The 21,954-nt window shown below is 49.9% G+C and carries 23 protein-coding genes; all 23 read left to right on the top strand.

Going from position 1 to position 21,954, the window contains the following annotated elements:
* The first annotated feature begins 89 nt into the window (after positions 1-89).
* The 23 genes from sleB to RSX24_RS01585 all read left to right on the top strand — a co-directional run bounded on the left by sleB (position 90) and on the right by RSX24_RS01585 (position 21,917).
* The gene (gene sleB, locus RSX24_RS01695; protein ID WP_236417149.1) at positions 90-923 is read left to right on the top strand and encodes a spore cortex-lytic enzyme; all 834 of its coding nucleotides are present in this window, start codon (positions 90-92) and stop codon (positions 921-923) included.
* Positions 924-1,053: 130 nt separating this feature from the next.
* Positions 1,054-2,334 (top strand): EF-P 5-aminopentanol modification-associated protein YfmF, encoded by a 1,281-nt coding sequence (gene yfmF / locus RSX24_RS01690; RefSeq protein WP_236417150.1) that lies wholly within the window; start codon positions 1,054-1,056, stop codon positions 2,332-2,334.
* 2 nt (positions 2,335-2,336) lie between these two features.
* Positions 2,337-3,617, top strand: a complete 1,281-nt coding sequence (gene yfmH / locus RSX24_RS01685; protein WP_343259511.1) for an EF-P 5-aminopentanol modification-associated protein YfmH — start codon at positions 2,337-2,339, stop codon at positions 3,615-3,617.
* A 39-nt stretch (positions 3,618-3,656) separates the two neighbouring features.
* Positions 3,657-4,388 (top strand): elongation factor P 5-aminopentanone reductase, encoded by a 732-nt coding sequence (gene ymfI, locus RSX24_RS01680; RefSeq protein ID WP_236417419.1) that lies wholly within the window; start codon positions 3,657-3,659, stop codon positions 4,386-4,388.
* Positions 4,389-4,508: 120 nt separating this feature from the next.
* Positions 4,509-4,772, top strand: coding sequence for a DUF3243 domain-containing protein (locus RSX24_RS01675; RefSeq protein ID WP_236417421.1), 264 nt, complete (start codon positions 4,509-4,511; stop codon positions 4,770-4,772).
* Between the two features lie 186 nt (positions 4,773-4,958).
* A complete protein-coding gene (locus RSX24_RS01670) occupies positions 4,959-5,726 on the top strand; it encodes a DUF3388 domain-containing protein (protein WP_236417154.1) in 768 nt (255 codons plus the stop codon).
* Positions 5,727-5,789: 63 nt separating this feature from the next.
* Positions 5,790-6,881 carry a RodZ domain-containing protein gene (locus RSX24_RS01665; protein WP_343259510.1) on the top strand — a complete coding sequence of 364 codons (1,092 nt, stop codon included), beginning with the start codon at positions 5,790-5,792 and terminating at the stop codon, positions 6,879-6,881.
* Positions 6,882-6,953: 72 nt separating this feature from the next.
* Positions 6,954-7,118, top strand: a complete 165-nt coding sequence (locus RSX24_RS01660; protein ID WP_167666083.1) for a hypothetical protein — start codon at positions 6,954-6,956, stop codon at positions 7,116-7,118.
* A 162-nt stretch (positions 7,119-7,280) separates the two neighbouring features.
* Positions 7,281-7,772: a YajQ family cyclic di-GMP-binding protein gene (locus RSX24_RS01655; protein ID WP_339277513.1), complete on the top strand. Its 492-nt coding sequence runs from the start codon at positions 7,281-7,283 to the stop codon at positions 7,770-7,772.
* A 298-nt stretch (positions 7,773-8,070) separates the two neighbouring features.
* A complete protein-coding gene (gene pgsA, locus RSX24_RS01650) occupies positions 8,071-8,658 on the top strand; it encodes a CDP-diacylglycerol--glycerol-3-phosphate 3-phosphatidyltransferase (protein ID WP_236417160.1) in 588 nt (195 codons plus the stop codon).
* A gap of 109 nt (positions 8,659-8,767) precedes the next feature.
* Positions 8,768-10,024: a competence/damage-inducible protein A gene (locus RSX24_RS01645; RefSeq protein WP_343259509.1), complete on the top strand. Its 1,257-nt coding sequence runs from the start codon at positions 8,768-8,770 to the stop codon at positions 10,022-10,024.
* Positions 10,025-10,265: 241 nt separating this feature from the next.
* A complete protein-coding gene (gene recA, locus RSX24_RS01640; RefSeq protein WP_290371461.1) occupies positions 10,266-11,330 on the top strand; it encodes a recombinase RecA in 1,065 nt (354 codons plus the stop codon).
* Positions 11,331-11,578: 248 nt separating this feature from the next.
* On the top strand, positions 11,579-12,319 hold the full coding sequence (locus RSX24_RS01635) for a regulatory protein RecX (protein ID WP_236417164.1): 741 nt from the start codon (positions 11,579-11,581) through the stop codon (positions 12,317-12,319).
* A 308-nt stretch (positions 12,320-12,627) separates the two neighbouring features.
* On the top strand, positions 12,628-14,163 hold the full coding sequence (gene rny / locus RSX24_RS01630; protein ID WP_236417166.1) for a ribonuclease Y: 1,536 nt from the start codon (positions 12,628-12,630) through the stop codon (positions 14,161-14,163).
* 123 nt (positions 14,164-14,286) lie between these two features.
* Positions 14,287-15,081, top strand: a complete 795-nt coding sequence (locus tag RSX24_RS01625; RefSeq protein WP_236417168.1) for a TIGR00282 family metallophosphoesterase — start codon at positions 14,287-14,289, stop codon at positions 15,079-15,081.
* A 116-nt stretch (positions 15,082-15,197) separates the two neighbouring features.
* Complete coding sequence (locus tag RSX24_RS01620) at positions 15,198-15,458, top strand: stage V sporulation protein S (protein WP_019005392.1); 261 nt, start codon at positions 15,198-15,200, stop codon at positions 15,456-15,458.
* An 89-nt stretch (positions 15,459-15,547) separates the two neighbouring features.
* Positions 15,548-16,525 (top strand): dipeptidase, encoded by a 978-nt coding sequence (locus tag RSX24_RS01615; RefSeq protein WP_343259508.1) that lies wholly within the window; start codon positions 15,548-15,550, stop codon positions 16,523-16,525.
* A gap of 118 nt (positions 16,526-16,643) precedes the next feature.
* Entirely contained in the window at positions 16,644-17,216 is a 573-nt protein-coding gene (gene pduL / locus RSX24_RS01610) for a phosphate propanoyltransferase (protein ID WP_236417171.1), read from the top strand.
* Between the two features lie 437 nt (positions 17,217-17,653).
* On the top strand, positions 17,654-19,210 hold the full coding sequence (gene miaB / locus RSX24_RS01605; protein WP_236417173.1) for a tRNA (N6-isopentenyl adenosine(37)-C2)-methylthiotransferase MiaB: 1,557 nt from the start codon (positions 17,654-17,656) through the stop codon (positions 19,208-19,210).
* Between the two features lie 271 nt (positions 19,211-19,481).
* The gene (locus RSX24_RS01600; RefSeq protein WP_438286764.1) at positions 19,482-19,895 is read left to right on the top strand and encodes a YlbF/YmcA family competence regulator; all 414 of its coding nucleotides are present in this window, start codon (positions 19,482-19,484) and stop codon (positions 19,893-19,895) included.
* A 103-nt stretch (positions 19,896-19,998) separates the two neighbouring features.
* The gene (locus tag RSX24_RS01595) at positions 19,999-20,424 is read left to right on the top strand and encodes a PaaI family thioesterase (RefSeq protein WP_236417175.1); all 426 of its coding nucleotides are present in this window, start codon (positions 19,999-20,001) and stop codon (positions 20,422-20,424) included.
* A 58-nt stretch (positions 20,425-20,482) separates the two neighbouring features.
* The gene (locus RSX24_RS01590) at positions 20,483-21,286 is read left to right on the top strand and encodes an NUDIX hydrolase (protein WP_236417178.1); all 804 of its coding nucleotides are present in this window, start codon (positions 20,483-20,485) and stop codon (positions 21,284-21,286) included.
* Positions 21,287-21,350: 64 nt separating this feature from the next.
* Positions 21,351-21,917, top strand: a complete 567-nt coding sequence (locus RSX24_RS01585) for a cysteine hydrolase family protein (RefSeq protein ID WP_343259507.1) — start codon at positions 21,351-21,353, stop codon at positions 21,915-21,917.
* Positions 21,918-21,954: the final 37 nt, after the last annotated feature.

The following is a 21,954-nucleotide window of genomic DNA, read 5'->3' as shown; positions in this document are numbered from 1 at the left end:
GATGATTTGGTGCATAGGAAACAGGCGGCTTTGTCATAATAACGTTAGCGATTCTGTTAATCCCACAAGAGAAAGGTAGAGCACAGTTGATGCGAAAAATGAACATATGGCTTTTCACTGCTATTTTGCTGTTGTCCGCATTGGGAATCCGATTTTTGGTTCCACACGATCCCAAGCCTCAGGCCTCGAATCAAAGTACGCCTCAAGTGGAAGAACAGGCAATGCCTACCTTCAGCAGCAATACGGTGAAGTATGGAAGCTACGGGCAGGATGTATACGAACTTCAGGGCAGACTGAAGTACCTGGGTTTCTACAATGGTAAAATTGACAGCAATTTCGGCAGCAAAACGCTGAATTCGGTCAAATGGTTCCAGTCCGAGTTCGGCATGAAGGCCGATGGCGTCGTCGGGGCCAAAACCAAGCTGAAGTTGTACAATGCCACCAAAAACTGGGCTCCAACCGAACCGCCTTTGCATAAGGGTGGGGCAGGAAGCGAAGCCGGGGGCAACAACGGTGCCGCGAATGACAATGATCAGGACAACATGGGGTCTGCCAATTCCATGGGTTTGTCGGAGAATGAAATCAAAATCATGGCGAACGCCGTGTACGGCGAGGCGCGAGGCGAACCTTTCGAAGGACAGGTGGCGGTGGCGGCGGTCATTTTGAATCGGGTCAAATCCCCAAGCTTCCCGAATACGCCTTCCGGCGTGATCTTCCAGCCTGGCGCATTCACGGCAGTGGCGGATGGCCAGATCTATCTCGAACCGAACGCCCAGGCCCGCAAAGCGGTTGAGCAGGCGATAAACGGTTGGGATCCATCCGGCGGATGCCTGTATTACTTTAATCCAAAGACGGCAACGTCCAAGTGGATATGGAGCCGTCCTCAGGTCAAAACCATCGGCCAACACATCTTTTGCATGTGATGCCGGGAGAAGCAACCAGAAGGCGTGACTTCGGTTGCTTCTTGTCTTTTGCATGGGTTAAAATGGTGGTTACGCCTTGTCTGGAACATTGTTTTGCCTTACAAATGATGCCGTAAAGGGGTTATGAACGTTGAATACATCCGCCTTTGAACGAGGAAACCGGAAGCAGTTTCGCATTCATGTTCTTCCGACCAAACGATTTAAAACATATGCCATTTCGTTGTACGCAGGGGTGCCTTTACAAGAAAGCACGGTGACCTCTGTGGCGGTAACGCCGTTTGTATTGCGCCGCGGCACCGAATCATATCCGGAAACAACGCAATTCCGCGAGCAGTTGGAGCATCTGTATGGTGCCGGGTTTGGTTTTGACATCTATAAACGCGGAGATTACCAGATCGTGCAATTTCGAATGGACACCATCAACGATGCTTTTGTCGGCGGGGACGAGAAATTGTTGGAACGGTCCTTTGCCTTTTTAGGCGAAGTGCTGACCCGTCCTGCTCAGGAAAATGGACACTTCCGCACGGCCTACGTCGAAGCAGAGCGTGAAACCGTGCTTAAGCAGCTGGAATCCGTGGTGAACGACAAGATGCGGTATGCGGCCGAACGCTGCATCGAAGAAATGTGCAAGGATGAGCCGTATCGACTGCATGCGCTGGGCCAACGCAAGGAGCTTGCAGGCATTGATGCTCCTTCATTGACCTCGGCATACCGGGATTGGCTGAATCGGTCCGTCATCGATCTGTACGTGGTCGGAGATACCACGCTGGAGGAAGTGGAGAACCTGGTTCAGCGCTACTTTGATGTCGATCGTATCGGCACCGAAGGGTATCATCCTAAACCGGCCGTTTTGGGGGATAGGGCAGTGAACACGGTCGTGGAGCGGATGGACGTGGGCCAGGGGAAGCTGAATATGGGTCTTCGCACATCCATTACCTATGGAGATTCACGGTATGCTGCAGCGCTAATGTATAACGGAATCTTGGGAGGGTACCCTCATTCCAAGCTGTTTGTCAACGTAAGGGAAAAGGAAAGCCTTGCATATTACGCCTCATCGCGTTACGACGGGCATAAAGGCATCGCAACGATCCAATCCGGGATCGAAATTCCAAACTACGAAAAGGCCGTTGCGATTATCAAACAACAGCTTGAAGAGATGAAAAACGGAACGCTCAGCGATCTGGAAATGTCCCAGACCAAAGCGATGATCCGCAATCTGGTCAAAGAGATGCAGGATTCTGCGTTTGAGCTGATTGCTTATGATTTCAATGGTCAGTTGTCGGGAACGGACCGGACCGCCGAAGAGCTGCTGGAACAGGTCGAACAGGTCGGCAAAGATCAGGTTCAAGAGGCGGCGAGTCAGTTCCGGTTGGATACGATCTATTTTTTGCGCGATCAGAAGGGGGAATAACGGTGGAACGCATTCAATACGATGATTTGCAGGAAACACTGTACCATGAAGTGATGGATAACGGGCTGCAGGTTTATGTTCTGCCAAAGCCGGGATTCCAGAAAACCTTTGCAACCTTCGCGACCAAGTACGGATCGGTCGACAATCATTTTCAGGTGGAAGGCCAGGACGAGGTAAAGGTTCCCGATGGCATCGCCCATTTTCTGGAACACAAAATGTTCGAAGAGCCTACGGGCGACATTTTTGCAACATTTGCGTCCAACGGAGCATCCGCCAATGCATTTACAAGTTTTGATCAGACGGTATACCTGTTTTCGGCGACAGAGCACGTAAGTGAAAATATACAAACATTAGTCGATTTTGTGCAAAATCCGTATTTCACGGATCAAAACGTGGAGAAGGAAAAAGGCATTATCGGACAGGAAATCGACATGTATGCCGATAATCCGGACTGGCGGGCTTATTATGGACTGATTGAAGCGATGTATCAAAAACATCCGATTCGCATCGACATTGCGGGAACGGTGGAATCGATCAGCACGATCACGAAAGAAACGCTGTACACGTGTTATAATGCGTTTTACCATCCCAGCAATATGCTGCTTTTTGTGGTTGGCGGCGTGGATCCGGAGGAAGTGATGGAACGGGTGCGTTCGAACCAGGCCGGCAAAAATTTCAAGTTCCAGGGCCGGATCAATCGTTTTTTCGAGCAGGAGCCTGAAGAGGTAGGGGAGAAGAAAAGAGTAGAGAAGTTGGCGGTTTCCCTGCCCAAATGTTTGTTCGGGTTCAAGGAAACGGATGTTGGGTTGACGGGAGAAGAGCTCCACAAACGCGATCTTACGACGAAATTGATGCTGGACCTGCTGTTTGGCGCAAGCACTTCCTTGTACCAGAAGCTGTATGACGAGGATTTGATCTCGGACAGTTTCGGATACGAATATAACAGTTCATCTCAGTATGCTTTTTCTGCGGCAGGCGGAGATACGAAGGATCCGGAGCGGCTGCTTAGCCGTGTACGCGAGGAAGTTGATGCGCTTTTGCAAACGGGGTTTGATCAGACGAACTTTGAGCGCGCCCGCAAAAAAAAGATGGGCGGATACTTGCGCATGCTCAACTCGCCGGAAAACATTGCCCATGAATTTACGCGTCTAAAGTTCAGGGGCGGCGATTTTTTCAATATGCTCTCGGCTTATGAATCCATCACCTTGGAAGATGTGAATCGCAGGTTGAGGGAACATATTAGATGGGAGCAGCTTGCAGTATCGATAGTGGCAAGTCCTTGATACGGAGAGGGGAACGGACGATTGAAAGCGATCGGAGAAATGACCGTGCTGGTCACGGGAGCAAGCGGTGGAATTGGTGCCGCCATTGCAGAGCGGTTTGCAGCTGTGGGAATGAATGTGGCCATTCATTACATGAAATCCCATGAGGCGGCTAATGAAGCCGCGAGAAGATGCATGGAGAAGGGGAGCGGCAAAGTCATGACGGTTTCGGCTGACCTGCGCAGCCGGGAACAAATCGAGCGTATGAAGGAGAAGCTGGAATCCCACGGCATGATGCCCGACATTCTCGTTAACAATGCCGGCATTTCGCATTACGGGTTGTTGTCGGACGTCACGGAAGAAATATGGGATGAAGTGATGGCCATCAACCTGAAGGGAACGTTCTTGTGTACCCAGGCCTTGATGCCTTACATGATTGCACAAAAATATGGACGCATCATCAATGTGTCTTCCATATGGGGATTGTCGGGTGCTTCCTGTGAGGTGCTGTACTCCACGACCAAAGGCGGTGTAAACGCATTTACGAAAGCGTTGGCCAAAGAGCTGGCTCCGTCCGGAGTGACGGTGAATGCCGTCGCTCCGGGAGCCGTGCAGACTTCTATGCTGAACCATCTTGACCAGGACGAGCTGAAAATGCTGGAGGAGGAAATTCCGGCCGGAAGGCTTGCCCAGCCTGACGAAATTTCCTCGTTGGTATACTTTCTCGCGCTTCCCGAGTCGGGTTATATCAATGGTCAAATCATCAGTCCCAATGGAGGCTGGCTGACATAACGTTTTGATTAGCGTATTTACATGCGTCTGGGTAATTTCACCAGTATACAATCGGCTCCCAAATCACATATTACAACTGTTGATTTTAAATCTCATGCGTTTCGCTAAGGAGGATTTATGATGTCAACAGACAAAACGGTAGTTAGCAACTTCGACACATGGAAGAAGTTTTTGGGTGACCGCGTCAAGCAGGCAGAAAAGATGGGAATGACTGAAGAAACCATCAACAAGCTTGCTTTCGAGATTGGCGACTTTCTCGATGACAAGGTAGATCCGGCCAACGCTTCCAACCGTGCATTGAAGGAGTTATGGCAAGTCGGCGACGAGAACGAACGTCGTACGATTGCGGGCCTGATGGTCAAGCTGGCCAAGCAAAACGCATAGGATTAAGGACGGAAAGCTCCCGCAAGGGGGCTTTTCTCTAATGATTACAGACCTGTTCTTGTAATTCATTTTCATTTTATATATCATTAACGTGACCCATTTTTAGAAGATGTCCCGGTTGGTTGTGCGATGGGCACGTTTCGGGAGTGTCGAATAATGTGGAATTTTGCTTTACGGGGTGTTCAAATGGAATCCAAACAATGGTACATGGAATATAAAATACATAAAAACAGACCCGGCCTTTTGGGGGATATCGCCTCCATGTTGGGGATGCTTGAAGTGAATATATTGACGATCAACGGCGTGGAAGGCAAAACGAGGGGCATGCTCCTTGAGTCCGATGACGATGAGAAAATCCGTCTGCTGGGAGAAATGCTTGCCAAAGTCAACAGTATCACGGTATCTGCTCTGCGTGCACCCAAGCTCGTGGATATTTTGGCTGTCCGCCATGGACGCTATATCGACCGCGATTCGGATGATCGCAAAACGTTCCGCTTCACGAGGGATGAGCTTGGGTTGCTCGTCGACTTTTTGGGTGAAGTATTTAAAAGGGAAGGCAGTCAAATTATCGGATTGCGCGGCATGCCGCGTGTCGGGAAGACGGAATCCATTATCGCAGGCAGTGTATGCGCCATGAAACGGTGGACGTTTGTATCGTCGACATTGCTGCGCCAAACGATCCGAAGCCAGCTTTCCGAGGACGAAATGAACCCGAACAACGTTTTCATTATTGACGGGATTGTCAGCACCATCCGTTCCAGCGAGCGGCACTACAACCTGCTGCAGGAAATCATGGCTATGCCTAGCACCAAGGTGATCGAACATCCGGATATATTTGTCCAGGAGTCCGAATATGACTATAATGATTTTGACATTATCATTGAACTGCGCAACAATCCGGGCGAAGAAATCGTATATGATACGTTCACGGCCAGCTATACCGACGAGCTGTAATGCCTGTTCGGAATGATTTGAATAGATGGAAACCATACAAGAGAAACATAAGGAGGAGATGGCATGTCTGAACTGGGTCAGCAGTTAAGAGAGGCCCGGCTGCAAAAAGGGATGAGTCTCGACGACGTACAGGAAATGACGAAAATTCGCAAAAGGTATTTGGAGGCAATCGAAGCGGGGGACTATAAGGTTCTTCCCGGCAGTTTTTATGTTCGTGCTTTCATCAAAACATATGCGGAGACGGTGGGACTGAATCCTGATGAGCTGCTGGAGGGGCACAAAAAGGATGTGCCTGCGGAACAACCGGAAGCCACGATGGAACCGGTCATCCAGAAGCGTTCAAGCCGTCCGGCGGAGCGCAGCAACCGATGGATGTCCGTTGCTTTGATGTGGACGTTTCCGATTTTGATCATCGTGCTTCTATACGTTTACGTCGTCATGAATAAGGATGATGGCAGCACGAATCCTGGAGTGGATCCAACCAAGATCACCGATAGCCAGAATACGCCGAATGATAAGCCTGATGCCACGCCTAGCGATAACGGTCAGGCCTCGACAGAGCAGCCTGGCAGCAATGATGGCGACGCGGCTGCAGGCGGCAATGGCGGAGGTTCGGAACAAGTGGACAATGCCACGTCTGAGCCGAATACAGATGAAGGAACCGGCCAATCCACCGAGGATACGCCAGAACAAACGCCAGAACAAACGACGAATGAAAATCAGAATGAGGAGCCTGCTGGCGAAACGTCCGGCGTAACTGTCACTCAGAGTGGCAAGTCGGGGAATATCACCAATTTCGAGGTGGCGGACAGTGCCGGCAAATCGGTTACGGTGAGCATTACGGCTACGGGTGAAAGCTGGCTTGAAGTATACAAGGGTCAAAACTCCAGTGGAGAAAAGCTGCAATTCGGGATGACCGCAAGCGGCGATACGTTTACGTTTAATTTGGACGACACCGGTTTGTACATCAAATCCGGTTATGCCGCAGCAACGACCATCGAAGTTGGCGGACAAGTCGTAACGGATGGAAAAGCGACGAACCGCATTCGCCTCAAACTGGGTCAGAGTAGCGGCAATGCTTCCACCACGTCCACGGGGACGGATGGGGGATCGACAACCGAAACGAATAGCGGCGGCAATGCGGCCAACGAATAGCCAAAAAGACTGCAGGAGACACTAAGGTGTCTCCTTTTGCAATTAACTTTTGGTGAAGGCAGGTGGAAAGCGATGACGGTCAGCTGGATCGTTACGGGGCTCGGAATCATCGTCAGCCTGCTGGGCTATTACTTGACGCCCAGCGCATGGGGTTATGGTATATTGGGTTTTGGGCTTGCCCATATCCTTCTAGGCGTATTGGACATGTTTAGACAACCTAACCGAAGCCGTTACTAATCGTTGATTCAGGATCAAGGCATTTTTGGCAGTATCCTTCCGCTGAGGGTGCCGAAAATGCCTTTTTCTTTTTAAAATCGAATGTTCAAAAATTAGACTTTTGCTTGCGGTATCCACTATAATGTTACACAGAACATAGATTAATTTGAGAGGTGACCGGTTTTGAGTTCAGAACATTCTTTTGATATCGTGTCCAAAATGGACTTGCAGGAATTGAGCAATGCCGTGACACAGGCCGAAAAGGAAATCAGTACACGATATGACTTCAAAGGCAGCAAAAGCAGCCTCAAGCTGGACAAGGACGCGTTGACGATCATTTCCGACGATGAGGTCAAGCTCAAGGCCGTCATTGATGTGCTTCAATCTAAAATGGTGAAGCGAGGCCTTCCGCTCAAGAACATCGACTACGGCAAAGTGGAGCCTGCTTCCTCCGGTACGGTCCGCCAACGTCTTAGCTTCAAGCAGGGAATCGATCAGGAAGCAGCCAAAAAAATCAATGTGCTGATCCGCGATTCCAAACTGAAAGTGAAAAGCCAGATTCAGGGAGACCAATTGCGGGTAACCGGAAAAAGCAAAAATGATTTGCAGGCTGTCATTCAATTGTTGAATGGAGCCAGCTTGCCGTTGGATTTGCAGTATACCAACCTCAAATAAGCAACAGCTGTTGCAACGTGAGCGATCCAAGGCTTCTTTTTGACACTGCAATGGGCGTATATTATACTAAATGTGCATTGCTGGCAACCAAGCATATAAGCCCAGTCACCATCGTTTGCTGACTTTGTGAAAAGCAGTACATTACGGATGTCGCCGATACGTTTAAAACGGTGCCTGCGTTTGAACGGTTGGCTTTATTTTGCGTTTTTACATACACCTTATTGCCGGCACAGTCAAAATGATGGATGGGATTAGCGTTCATGTTTGGAGTTTTGGAGGATGAGAGGGAGGGCGTCTTGTGAATTTACCCAACCGGATTACGCTTGCACGTATTTGCTTAATCCCTTTTTTAATGGTGTTTCTGCTGGTGGATTTTCCGTTTTATCCGGAGCCGTTGCAGCTCGGAAGTTTCTCGCTTCCTTATAATCAATTGATTGCTGCGGTCATCTTCATCATTGCGGCAAGCACGGATGGCATTGACGGATATCTGGCGCGGAAAAACAATATGGTTACCAATCTTGGCAAATTGCTCGATCCGCTTGCGGACAAGCTGTTGGTAACCGCGGTGCTGATTTCTCTGGTCGAAATGGGCAAGCTGGATTCCTGGATTGCGGTCGTGATCATCAGCCGGGAATTTGCGGTTACCGGTTTGCGCCAAATCGCTTTGCTGGACGGTTCGGTCGTAGCGGCCAGCGCGTGGGGCAAATTGAAAACCGTCGTGCAGATTGCGGCAATCGTGCTGCTGCTGCTGAATAACTTCCCATTCTTCTTCCTGGGAATTCATGTGGACGTTATCGCAGTCTGGGCAGCGGCATTGATTACGATCTGGTCCGGAATCGACTATTTCATCAAAAATAAAAATTTGCTGAAGTTGTCTGAAGTATAACGTTTTACAGGTGAAAAAGGGTAATGAATGGCAGAATGCATCGCAAAGGGCAATAGGGACAAATCCTATTGCCCTTTGATCACTCGCGATACGTACAGGAGGATGTTCAATGAAGGCTGAAATCATAGCAGTAGGAACCGAGCTTTTGCTTGGGCAAATCGTAAATACGAATGCTAGATACCTTTCCCGCGAGCTTGCTGCGATCGGGATCGATGTCTATTTTCAAACTGTCGTTGGGGATAATCTGGGCCGGCTCAGCGAGGCCATTCGGATTGCACAAGGGCGTGCCGACGTTATCCTGTTCTCGGGAGGTATCGGCCCTACGCAGGATGACTTGACCAAGGATGCCCTGGCAGCCGTACTCGGACGGCAGCTTCATATTGACCGCTTGTCCATGGACAAAATCGAGAAGTTTTTCCTGGACCGCAATGTGGACATGACCGAAAATAACCGCCGTCAAGCGATCGTCATCGAAGGTGGAACGCCGCTGGCCAATGAGACGGGCCTTGCTGCCGGAAACGCCATTTCGGATCAGGGCAAACATTATATCGTCATGCCTGGGCCGCCGAAGGAGCTCATTCCGATGTTTGAACAACAAGTGAAGCCATGGCTGTTCCAGCATGTTCTGACGACCGAAATGCCGATTTATTCCCGCATGCTGAAATTTGCGGGAATTGGCGAGTCCGCACTGGAGGATCGGCTGCTGGACCTGATTGATGGACAAACGGATCCGACGATTGCCCCTTACGCAAGCGAGGGCGAAGTCACAGTCCGCGTATCCACGAAAGCGCCGAGCGAGGGCGAAGCAAAGGTGAAGCTGGAGGCGATGGAGGTCCAAATCCGGGAAAGGCTGCCTGAGCATCTCTACGCTAATGAGGATGTGCCTATCGAACATGCGATTGTCACAATGATGACGGACATGGGGCTGACGCTTAGTGCTGCGGAGAGCTGCACGGGAGGCCTTGTCATGCAGAGCCTGACATCGATTCCGGGGAGCGCGTCCATTTTGAAGGGTGGCATCGTGTGTTATTCCAATGAGTTAAAAGAGAAGCTTTTGAACGTGCCGCACAATTATTTGGAAGGTGAAGACGCCCCTGGAGCCGTGAGTCCCGAGGTGGCCAAGGTTTTGGCAGAGCAGGTCCGGATGATCGGGGACGCCGATTTTGGCCTGTCGGTGACCGGTGTTGCCGGGCCTGGATATTCGGAGCGCAAACCGCCGGGACTCGTGTTCATCGGGCTGGCCCAGCGGGACAAAGAAACGGAAATCCATGAACTGCGGATCAACGGCAATCGTGAGACGGTGCGGATTCGTTCCGCCAAAGCGATATTGTATCGTCTGTGGCGCAAATTGGTCGATATGGACTAATTTTGGCGTTCGTGATTGCCTTTGTGAGCGTGGACCGGTATAATGGAGAAAGACGGAAGAACCGCACAATCAGGCTTTACAGCCTCGTTTGCGGTTCTTTTTTCTGTTTTGCTGATAGGCTTCATGGAGGAGAGGCGCCTCGTCCATCGTAAAAAAAACGAATGTATGTTCGAAAAAATGCTTGGCAAACGTGTTAAAACAAGGTATCATTATAGTATAAACAGTAAAGGGTGTGAACATATTGTCAGACCGTCGTGCCGCGCTTGATATGGCGCTCCGTCAAATAGAGAAGCAATTTGGTAAAGGTTCCATCATGAAATTGGGAGAATCCACTCACATGCAAGTGGAAATTATCCCCAGCGGATCCTTGGCTCTTGATATTGCATTAGGAACAGGTGGCCTTCCGAAAGGCCGTATTGTTGAAATATATGGACCGGAATCTTCCGGTAAAACAACCGTTGCCCTGCATGCCATTGCAGAGGTGCAAAAAGTGGGTGGACAAGCTGCATTTATCGACGCAGAGCATGCGCTTGATCCGCTGTATGCCAGCAAATTGGGCGTAAACATTGATGAACTGCTTCTTTCCCAGCCGGACACGGGTGAACAGGCGTTGGAGATTGCAGAAGCATTGGTTCGCAGCGGTGCTGTTGACATCATCGTTGTAGACTCGGTTGCCGCCTTGGTACCAAAAGCTGAAATCGAAGGTGAGATGGGTGACTCCCACGTTGGTTTGCAAGCCCGTTTGATGTCCCAGGCGCTTCGTAAGCTTTCGGGTGCCATCAGCAAATCGAAAACGATCGCGATCTTTATCAACCAGCTTCGTGAAAAAGTAGGCGTCATGTTCGGCAACCCTGAAACGACCCCAGGCGGACGGGCCTTGAAATTCTATTCTACAGTACGTCTGGACGTACGTCGCGTAGAAAGCATCAAGTCAGGTAACGATATCATCGGTAACCGTACGCGTATCAAGGTTGTTAAAAATAAGGTGGCCCCTCCATTCAAACAGGCTGAAGTGGATATCATGTACGGCGAAGGTATTTCCAGAGAGGGAAGTCTCATTGATATCGCTACAGAGCTTGATATCGTGAATAAGAGTGGTGCATGGTATTCTTACGAAGGTGAACGCCTTGGACAAGGGCGCGAGAATGCCAAGCAGTTCATTAAAGAGCACACCGAAATTTCTAACGTTATTGAGCAAAAAATCCGTGAAGCAAGCAATTTGACAACGGTAGTTCCGGCTCCGACCAATGAACAATTGAAAGAGGAAGAGGAAGAAGAACAGGAATTGTTTGAACTGAACGAGTAGTCTTTTCCTTTCTCGCGGATGACCGAAGTGAAAATAGGCGTTTGAATTCATCGTACTGTTTTAACAGCCCCTGTCCAATCATTGGACAGGGGCTGTTAGCATGCATACCGCAGTTCATGGTATGTTATTGATATCCATAAAGTTCACATGTGGAGTTAGTTTTTTGCCTGATATTATAGTGGCATTGAAATTGCACTTTTTAAGGAGTCTGGGAAGGGCATTTTGAAGGAAGGTAGAAGGGAGAGCGCATGGACAACACAGAGAAAGAACAGTGGGAAGCGGAACATGAACCAGAGGGGATCGCCGATTTTCCGGATAACGAGGAACTCGTAATTACACGCGTGGACAGGCTGAAGAGCCGGGAAGCACGGTATCGCATCACTTTTGGGACGTACTCGTTAACCGTACTGGAAGACGTTATGATCAAGTATCGCATGACCAAAGGGAATACGTTTGTGAAGCGGGATTTGGAAAAAATCGTTGTGGCGGACGAGCGCCAGCGCATCTATGTGCAGTCATTGCGATATCTTGAACATAAGCAGCGGACCCGGCGAGAATTGGCCCAGAAGCTTCAACAAAAACAGTTTGAGGTAACATTGATCGAAGATGTGCTGGATCAGCTGGAGCGGGAGAAACTCGTTGATGATCAGTGGTTTGCAAAGGAATGGACGAGACAGCGTATGACAGGCCAGCGGAAGGGAAAACTGTGGATAAGGCAGGAACTGCGCCAAAAAGGCGTATCCAATGATCTCATTGCCGAGGCTTTGCAAGAAGTTAGCGCGCACGATGAGTTTGAAACTGCCCTGCTAGCAGGTCGAAAAAAGTGGAAGCAGGTTAAAGGTGACATTTCCGAAAAAAAACGTAAAACATTTCCCTTTCTGGTTCGCCGCGGATTTCCCATGGATATGGTTCGTCGTGCGGTGAATGTTCTGATCGAGGAAGATGGCGAGACGGACAACGAAGAGCATGAAAGTTGGTTATGGGATTAACAGGACGATGTGCCAAGTTGCATTCTCTTGACAATTTATTTCGTCAAATACTAAAATGGACATGAGTCTGTAAGAATTGGGTAACCCTTTTTCCTTCCAAAAAAGCGGTTTCCGATTTCCAGGACTTTCAACCATTCATTGACTATGGTTCGCTTGAGAAGGCGGATAGTACGTGGAAACATGTACACTTGAAATGAAAATCGGCGGGGGATCGCCGTGAGTATTCGTATTCCCAAAATATGCGAGGTTTGAAAACAGAAAAAAGACCCAAGGAATGCCTTGGAGGAACCAACGAGGAGGTGAACAGTATGATAATCACGATCGTTCTCGTTGTAGCCGCGCTATTCATTGGGTTCGGAGTCGGATATTTTATTCGCAAATCTCTTGCAGAGGCCAAAATTTCCAGTGCGGAACAAGCTGCCGTACAAATCGTTGAAAATGCGAAAAAAGAGGCAGAGGCGCTGAAAAAAGAGACGGTGCTGGAAGCAAAAGACGAAATCCATCGCATTCGCGCCGAAGCTGAAAAAGACACTCGTGAACGTCGAAATGAAATTCAACGACAAGAAAGACGATTGTTGCAAAAAGAAGAGTCGCTGGATAAAAAGATGGAATCACTCGAACGTAAAGAAGAGCAAGTGGCTAACAAAGAGAAACGCATTGATGAGACACAGCAGCAAATTGAAATGATTTACAAAAGCCAGGTTACGGAGCTGGAGCGTATCTCCAACCTCACCATGGAAGACGCACGCAGTATCATACTGTCCAACGTAGAGCAGGAAGTCCGTCATGAGACGGCTCAGATGATCAAGGACATTGAACAGCAGGCGAAGGAAGAGGCGGACAAAAAATCCCGCGAAATTATTACCCTGGCCATCCAGCGTTGCGCGGCAGATCACGTGGCCGAAACGACGGTATCTGTTGTAACGCTTCCGAATGAAGAGATGAAAGGCCGGATTATCGGACGTGAAGGACGAAACATCCGTGCACTAGAAACCCTTACCGGGATTGACCTCATTATCGATGATACGCCAGAAGCAGTCATTCTGTCGGGCTTTGACCCGATTCGCCGTGAAATTGCCCGTACAGCCCTGGAGAAACTGGTGGCAGACGGACGTATTCATCCGGCACGCATTGAAGAGATGGTGGAGAAATCCCGCAAAGAAGTGGATGAGCGTATCCGTGAATACGGTGAGCAAGCTACGTTCGAGGTGGGCGTACACGGTCTGCATCCGGATTTGATCAAAATTTTGGGCAGATTGAAATTCCGTACAAGCTATGGTCAGAACGTCTTGAAACATTCAATGGAAGTCGCCTACTTGGCTGGATTGATGGCTGGCGAGCTTGGAGAAGATGTTACGCTGGCAAGACGTGCCGGATTATTGCATGATATCGGTAAAGCGCTGGATCACGAAGTGGAAGGATCACACGTCGAAATCGGCGTGGAACTGGCGAAGAAATACAAGGAGCACCCTGTTGTCATCAACAGCATCGCTTCCCATCATGGGGATTGCGAGGCAACTTCGGTTATTGCCATGCTGGTTGGAGCAGCAGATGCCTTATCCGCAGCAAGACCAGGCGCACGCCGCGAAACACTGGAAACGTATATCAAACGACTGGAGAAGCTGGAAGAAATTTCGGAATCGTTCGAAGGCGTCGAGAAATCGTATGCCATTCAGGCCGGCCGCGAAGTTCGCGTCATGGTGCAGCCTGATAAAATCGACGATGCGGAAGCTTTCCGCCTCGCACGTGACATCACCAAGATGATCGAGAACGAGCTCGATTATCCGGGACACATCAAAGTCACCGTGATCCGGGAAACCCGGGCGGTTGAATACGCAAAATAGATCATTTCGAAAAGTGGCCGCGATTGTGGCCGCTTTTCTTATTTATGCACGTTACCGTTGCTTTTGGCGCATAACATGTTTAATCCGGATTCAGATATGGTAAGTAATGAAGGAGGCAATACATTGAAAGTTCTTTTTATCGGTGACATCGTAGGAAACGTCGGGCGCAAAGCGTTGAAAGAAAATCTGCCTTACCTTAAAAACAAGTACAAGCCGCATGTCGTCATCGTCAATGGCGAGAACGCGGCGGCAGGCCGCGGGATTACCGGAGCGATTGCGAACGAATTTTTTAACTGGGGCGTGCATGGCATAACGCTGGGCAATCACACATGGGATAACAAGGACATTTTTGAGTTCATCGACGATGAGCCGCGTATGATTCGTCCTGCCAACTTTCCTCCAGGCACTCCAGGCAGAGGGTACACCGTGGTCAAAGGCGAGGGCAAAGAATTGGCCATCGTGAATCTGCAAGGGCGCACGTTTCTGCCCGCACTGGATTGCCCGTTCCGCACCGCCGACGAGATCGTCGACGAGCTTCGCCAGAAGCACAAGTGTATTCTGGTCGATATGCATGCAGAAGCGACCTCGGAGAAAATTGCGATGGGCTGGCATTTGGACGGTCGTGTCTCGCTTGTCGTGGGAACGCACACCCATGTGCAAAGCAATGATGATCGCATTTTGCCGGGAGGAACGGCTTATTTGACGGATGCCGGCATGGTTGGACCGCGTGACGGCATCTTGGGCATGGAACGTCAGGCAGTATTGCGCAAGTTTTATACCCAATTGCCGGTACGCTTTGTGGTGGATGACGGCAAATGGCACTTCCATGGCGTGTTTGTGGAAATCGACGAAAGCACGGGCAAAGCAACCCGAATCGAGAAAATTCGTTTAAACGAGGATGAGTGGCGCATGGAGTAGCGGGGTGTTCCCGTTTTCTCCGAGCCTCGTCTAAAAAGAAGGAATTTTTTTGCCTCCCGCGAATAAAATCTAGTAAGTGGAAACAAACATTCAACAATCCCAGGGAGGTACTTACCATGGAAGTATTAAAAGTTTCAGCAAAGTCCAATCCCAATTCCGTTGCCGGTGCGCTTGCAGGTGTTCTTCGTGAACGTGGAAATGCTGAACTGCAGGCCATCGGGGCGGGTGCATTGAATCAAGCCATTAAAGCGGTAGCGATAGCCCGGGGATTCGTAGCACCAAGTGGAGTTGACTTGATTTGTATTCCAGCTTTTACTGATATCGTAATTGACGGTGAGGACCGAACGGCCATTAAGCTGATAGTGGAGCCCAGATAATACATGATTCCTGCAAGGAGCCTGTTTACGTCGTAGACAGGTTTTTTTGCATGCCATTTTTTTATTTCCAGGCCAAAGGAGGAGCGTTCATGCGTGAATGGCGTGTCGCCGATTTTCATTGTGATGCCTTGAGCAAAATGTTGTTGAAACCCGAGCTTTCGTTCCGAAATGCATCGGAGCTGGATGTCAATGTGCAGCGTATGGAGGAAGGCGGCGTCGGCTTGCAGGCGTTTGCGATCTATTTGCCGGAAGTATTGGGCCGGGGCAAGTTTGAGCACGTCATGGGTCAGCTCGAATTATACAGAAACCGGGTTCATGGGAACGATGGGCAAGGCCGGGGGATCCAAACGCTGTTATGGCGGGAACAGGTGGCTGACGTCAGGAAGCTTGAGAACCCATGGGGACTTTTGACGCTGGAGGGTGTGGACGGCCTGGAAGGCAGCCTGTTCTACTTGCAGCTATGTTACGAGATGGGCATACGAATCGTAGGGCTGACCTGGAACTATGCCAATTGGGCGGCAGACGGGGTGATGGAGCAGCGAGGAGCGGGTTTGACCGAGAAAGGCAAGGCATTGGTAGGGCGATGCAATGAAATCGGCATGCTGCTGGATGTTTCGCATTTGACGGAAAAAGGGTTCTGGGAACTGACCGAGCTGAGCGAACGTCCGTTTATTGCTTCCCATTCGAACAGCTACGAGGTGTGTCCCCATGTCCGCAATTTGAAGGATGATCAAATTCGGGCCATTGTGGCCCGGAATGGGCGGGTGGGATTGACATTTGTGCCATGGTTCGTGAAACAGGCGGATGAGGTACACATGGAAGATCTGCTGCCGCATATCGAACGGATATGCACCTTGGGCGGAGCGCGGCATTTGATGATGGGGTCCGACTTTGACGGAATACCGACATACATTCAAGGTTTGGAACATTCGGGGAAATATCCGCAGTGGATCGAAGTGCTGCTGAAACATTATGACGAGCATGTGGTGCGAGGCTGGATGTGGGATAATGCGATAAATTATTTGCATGAACAGCTGCCTTCAGCTGCTGCCAATCAGGTAAAATAAGGGGATTTCATGAATTTTCAACAGTTCGTTTTCATTTCACGCCAAAAAGGGGTATAATACCAAAGGATTGTTATGAGCCTGACCTCAGGCCAGAGATAAACAAGGAGTGAAATTTCAAATGAGTAAAACAGTACCTGTGGGCGTATCTGCCCGCCACATTCACGTTTCCCAAGAGCATGTCGACATTTTGTTCGGCAAAGGTTATCAACTGACTGAGTTCAAACCTCTGTCCCAACCAGGCCAATACGCCGCAAACGAAACAGTAGCGGTAATCGGTTCGAAAGGACAGTTCGATAAAGTCCGCATCCTCGGGCCTGTTCGCCCGGAAACCCAATTGGAAATCTCCATGACGGATTCCTTTGCGATCGGCGTTAAAGCCCCTGTACGCGAGTCCGGAAACATTGAAGGAACTCCGGGAATAACCATCAAAGGCCCTGCCGGCGAAGTAACCATCGACAAAGGCGTCATCGTTGCTGCCCGCCATATCCACTTCCACACTTCCGATGCGGAAAAATGGGGCATTCAAGACAAACAAATGCTGAAAGTGCGCTTGAGCGGCGAACGCGGCCTCGTTTTGGAAAATGTAGTGGCACGCGTATCCGACTCCTTTGCATTGGACATGCACATCGATACCGATGAAGCAAACGCGGCTGGCGCGCGTAATGGCGACACTGCTGAAATCATCGACTAAGGAATTTCGAGGACATTAGCGGTGGTTTATTTCGACGAAATTTCGTCGAAGTCTCTGCCGAAATACAAATGGGAGCTGGTTTCCTTTAAGGCAATCCACTCTTTTTGGAAAATGTAATACCAAGTCCAAAAACCTGAGCACATCCATGGTACGGTCGAAGACCGATGTTATGGAAAGCTCGGGTTTTTGCTTATAGGAAGACCGATGCCGCAACCAAACGAGGTTCAAGCACTCCTTCCTTCGGCGTTGTACAGATGAGGCGTTACGTCCCAGCCATACAAGAGGCGGCAGGCTTTGCGTATGGAACTGCGGTCCAAACCATGTTATAATTTGACGTAATGCTCTTTTGTTGTATAACGGGTGCAAAGAACACCGATCCATATGGTATAACGGATTTTAATGAATATGAATAGAGGCTGTAAGGAGTGACCGCAGGCATGGCTAAAGATTCGAAAAAGGATTACTCCCGATATTTTGATTTCTCCGATGCCAAAGTAATTTCACAAGATGAATTCAGCAAAAAAATTCGGATTCGCGGCCGGGACATTACGATCAAGTCCGAACCGAATCATCGTCAGGAGAAACAGCGGGGAAAGGAAGACATCCAGGTACTTTACGACAATGCCGTCCCGGATGAATTGAAGCATATCGGCGAAGGCAAACATTATATCGTTTACACCTATGGATGCCAGATGAACGAGCATGATTCGGAGACGATTAAAGGTCTGCTCGAATCCATGGGTTACCAGGCAACGGAAGATCGCAAGGAAGCCGACATCATCCTGCTGAACACATGTGCGATTCGCGAAAATGCAGAGGACAAGGTGTTTGGCGAGCTCGGTCATCTCAAAACGTTGAAAACCGAACGTCCAGGCTTGCTGCTTGGGGTGTGCGGCTGCATGTCCCAGGAGGAAGGCGTCGTTAACCGCATCATGCAAAAGCATGGTTTTGTGGACATGATCTTTGGTACGCATAACGTGCACCGTTTGCCTCATCTGATTCAGGAAGCGCTGTTCAGCAAGGAAATGGTCGTTGAGGTGTGGTCCAAAGAGGGCGATATCATCGAAAACCTGCCGAAAAAACGGGAAGGCATGCGTGCATGGGTCAACATCATGTATGGTTGCGACAAGTTCTGTACGTATTGCATCGTTCCGTATACGCGCGGCAAGGAAAGAAGTCGCAGACCGGAAGACGTCATTGCCGAGGTGCGTGACCTGGCAAGGCAGGGCTTCAAGGAAATTACGTTGTTGGGGCAGAACGTCAATGCTTACGGCAAAGACTTTACCGATATAAACTACAGCTTCGCGAACCTGATGGACGACATCCGCAAAATCGACGTTCCCCGCGTTCGCTTTACGACAAGCCATCCGCGCGATTTTGACGACGATCTGATCGAAGTTCTCGCCAAGGGGGGCAATCTGGTCGAGCATATTCATCTTCCGGTGCAATCCGGCAGCACAGAAGTGCTTAAACGCATGAGTCGCAAGTATTCGCGGGAACACTATCTGAACCTGGCTCACAAAATCAAGAAAGCGATCCCGAATGTGGTGCTGACCACCGACATTATCGTCGGTTTCCCTGGAGAAACGGACGAACAGTTCGAGGACACGCTTTCCCTCGTGCGCGAAGTAGGTTATGATTTTGCTTATACGTTCATCTATTCTCCGCGCGAAGGAACACCGGCTGCGGTAATGGAGGACAATGTGCCGATGGAAGTCAAGAAGGAGCGCCTGAAACGCTTGAACGAAACGATCAACGAATACAGCCACCGCAGCAACGAGAAGCAGCGCGGCAAAGTGGTTGAGGTATTGGTCGAAGGCGAGAGCAAACGGAACTCCAACGTACTGGCTGGACGCACACGCAGCAACAAATTAGTGCATTTCGAAGGTTCAAAAGATCTGATCGGGACGTTTGTGCAGGTCGAAATCACCGACCCGATGACGTTCTATATCCGGGGTAACCTGCTCACCGATCCGGTTGCAGCGAATCAGTAAATATACATTACCACCCTGCAAAATAACGTGTTTGAAGTTGGAATCCAGCGCACGCAGCGGAGGAGACGGAGGAAGCGAGAGCGCTCGCCTTTGTCACCGAATTTCAACCTTGAGCAACATAGATTCAGAAATTCGGGGACAACAGCGATCGGAAGAACGATCCGTAACCGTAGCGGACTGGTGGGAGAAAGAACCGTTCATTTTGCCTCATCTCATACGAATTGGAGCGATTACAGTGGCGCAAGAACAAGTGCAATATAACCGTTATGGTATGCCGACGTACGATACGCGCGATCTGGTCATACGCGACGACATTATGAGAAAAGCCAAAGAGTTGGCCAGTATGATCGGAACCAGCGAGGAAGTGAAGCAATTCCAGCAGGCTGAAGCCAAAATCCAAAACCATGAACGCATTCAGCAACTGATCGCCAACATCAAGAAAAAACAGAAGGAAATCGTAGCCTTCGAAAGTTTCAAAAATGCGGCCATGGTGAGCAAAATCGAGCAGGAGATCGAAGAGCTTCAGGATGAGCTGGATAGTATTCCGTTGGTCAACGAATTCCAGCAAAGCCAAAGCGACATCAACTATTTGCTGCAGCTGGTCGTTTCCGTGATCCGGGATACCGTTTCCGAGAAAGTCAATGTGGAGGCAGGCACGGACTCGCCGCCGAGCAGCTGCGGTTAAAAAATGGAAAGGGTGCGGACGCGGTCCGTGCCTTTTTGTTCATATCGGAAAACGAATGCATCAAGAATGAACAGACGAAGGTGCTATGAAGGAGAAATCAAATATGAGCATTTTGGATAAAATGGTGGAGGAAGGCAGCGGCCGGTTCTGGGGATTCCTGGGCTGCCGTTATATAAAAGGGAGTCAAAGCGAAGTACAGATCGCGCTGACGGCCGGCGAGCAGCATACCAATTCCATGGGCATCATCCATGGAGGCGTGCTGACCTCTTTGATGGATCAGGCGATGGGGATGGTAGCTACTGCGGCGATGGACGTGGACAGCTGCGTCACAACCAACCTGAACGTGCACTTTCTGGCACCCATGCATCAGGGGGAGCTGACGGTTACGGCAACCGTATTGCATCAAGCAGGGCGAAGCATTACAACCCAGGCGGAAATCCATGACCAAGCCGGTACGCTCGGGTGCATGGCTACCGCAACGTTTCGCGTCGCGCGTACAAAAAAGCCCGATCAGCAATCAAATGGTTGACAAACGGTATTACTATGTCATAATGAAATTATCAAAATGAAAATAGTCGGTGGTGCCCATGAGCGAAAACAACGAACACTTCAATGCTGAGAACGATGAAGAAATGGCGCGTGCCTATAGTTCCAAAAAATATCGTACCCCGGACGGCGTGCCCGCAGATATCGTCATGTTTACCTTGACCAAGCGGGAACGCAGAACGGTAACCAAAACGTTGCCGATTCGGGAATTGAAAGTGATGCTCATCAAACGCAAAGGTTGGCCTTTTGCCGGCAGATGGGCACTTCCAGGAGGTTTTTGCCAGGAGAATGAATCCATCTATGACGCCGCCAAGCGGGAATTGATGGAAGAGACCGGCGTCGACGGCGGTCACCTGGAATACTTGAATGTGTACAGCCAGCCGGGTCGGGATCCAAGGGGATGGATTATCTCCCATGCATTTTTCGCATTGGTCGAAGAATGGATGCTGGAACACCGCCAGGCGGCCGATGATGCCGAGGAGGTAGGCCTGTTTACGATTCAGGAGGCATTGCATGAGCTGGAGCTTGGTTTCGATCACCGGACCATTATTGAGGATGCGTATCACCGGATTCAGCAGCAGATGCTGGAAACGACCATTGCAAGGCAATTCCTGCCCCGCGAATTTACGCTTAGCGAACTGTATCAGGTGATCCAGAGCGTCGTACCGGATTTCGAAGAGCCCAACTTCATTCGCAAAATCACATCGACGCGCAGTCGCAAAGGCATCGTCGAAGAGGTCAGGGATGAGGAAGGCAATTTGCTAAGCTCCAATCAGTATTCGCAGCGTCCGGCGCAGCTGTATCGGTTCACCGAGCTTGTGCCGCGTTTATCCATTTACACATAATTGGCAAGAACGGTCACAATGACGAAGTTCATGTACCTACCTCAAACCAAGGGAGTGTGGACGAATGAAAGCATTGATCGTGATTGATTTCACGCATGATTTTGTGACGGGAGCATTGCCCGTAGGCCAGCCGGCCGTGGACATCGCTGAGACTGTCGCTGCAGTGACCGAGACGTATTGCCGGAATGGTCATGAAGTGGTGATGGCCGTTGACTTGCATGAACAGAATGATCCATATCATCCGGAGACGGCGTTGTTTCCGCCGCACAATATCCGCGGTTCGAAAGGACGGGAGTTGTATGGACACCTTGCAGAGGTCATGGAACAGTACAAGTCGAAAATTCGATGGATGGACAAAACGAGATATAGCGCTTTTTGCGGGACCGATCTTGAGTTAAAGCTGAGGGAACGAGGAATTACGGACATTGCTCTGATCGGGGTGTGTACGGACATATGCGTGCTTCATACGGCCGTGGACGCCTATAACAAAGGATTTCACATTACGGTATTTGAGGACGCCGTGGCCAGCTTCAACCCTGGGGGACATGAGTGGGCGCTCGGACATTTCCGTTCCAGCCTTGGGGCTCAGGTCATTCAAGCGCGAGAGACGGTATTGGCAGCCAATGAATGAAGCATGAGCCGGCATGCATGTCAGAAACGATGACAGG

This window comes from Paenibacillus hubeiensis (genome assembly GCF_032334105.1).
Lineage (GTDB): Bacteria > Bacillota > Bacilli > Paenibacillales > Paenibacillaceae > Paenibacillus > Paenibacillus hubeiensis.
The sequence above is the reverse complement of the archived record's forward strand: the minus strand, read 5'-3'. Positions and strand labels throughout refer to the sequence as shown.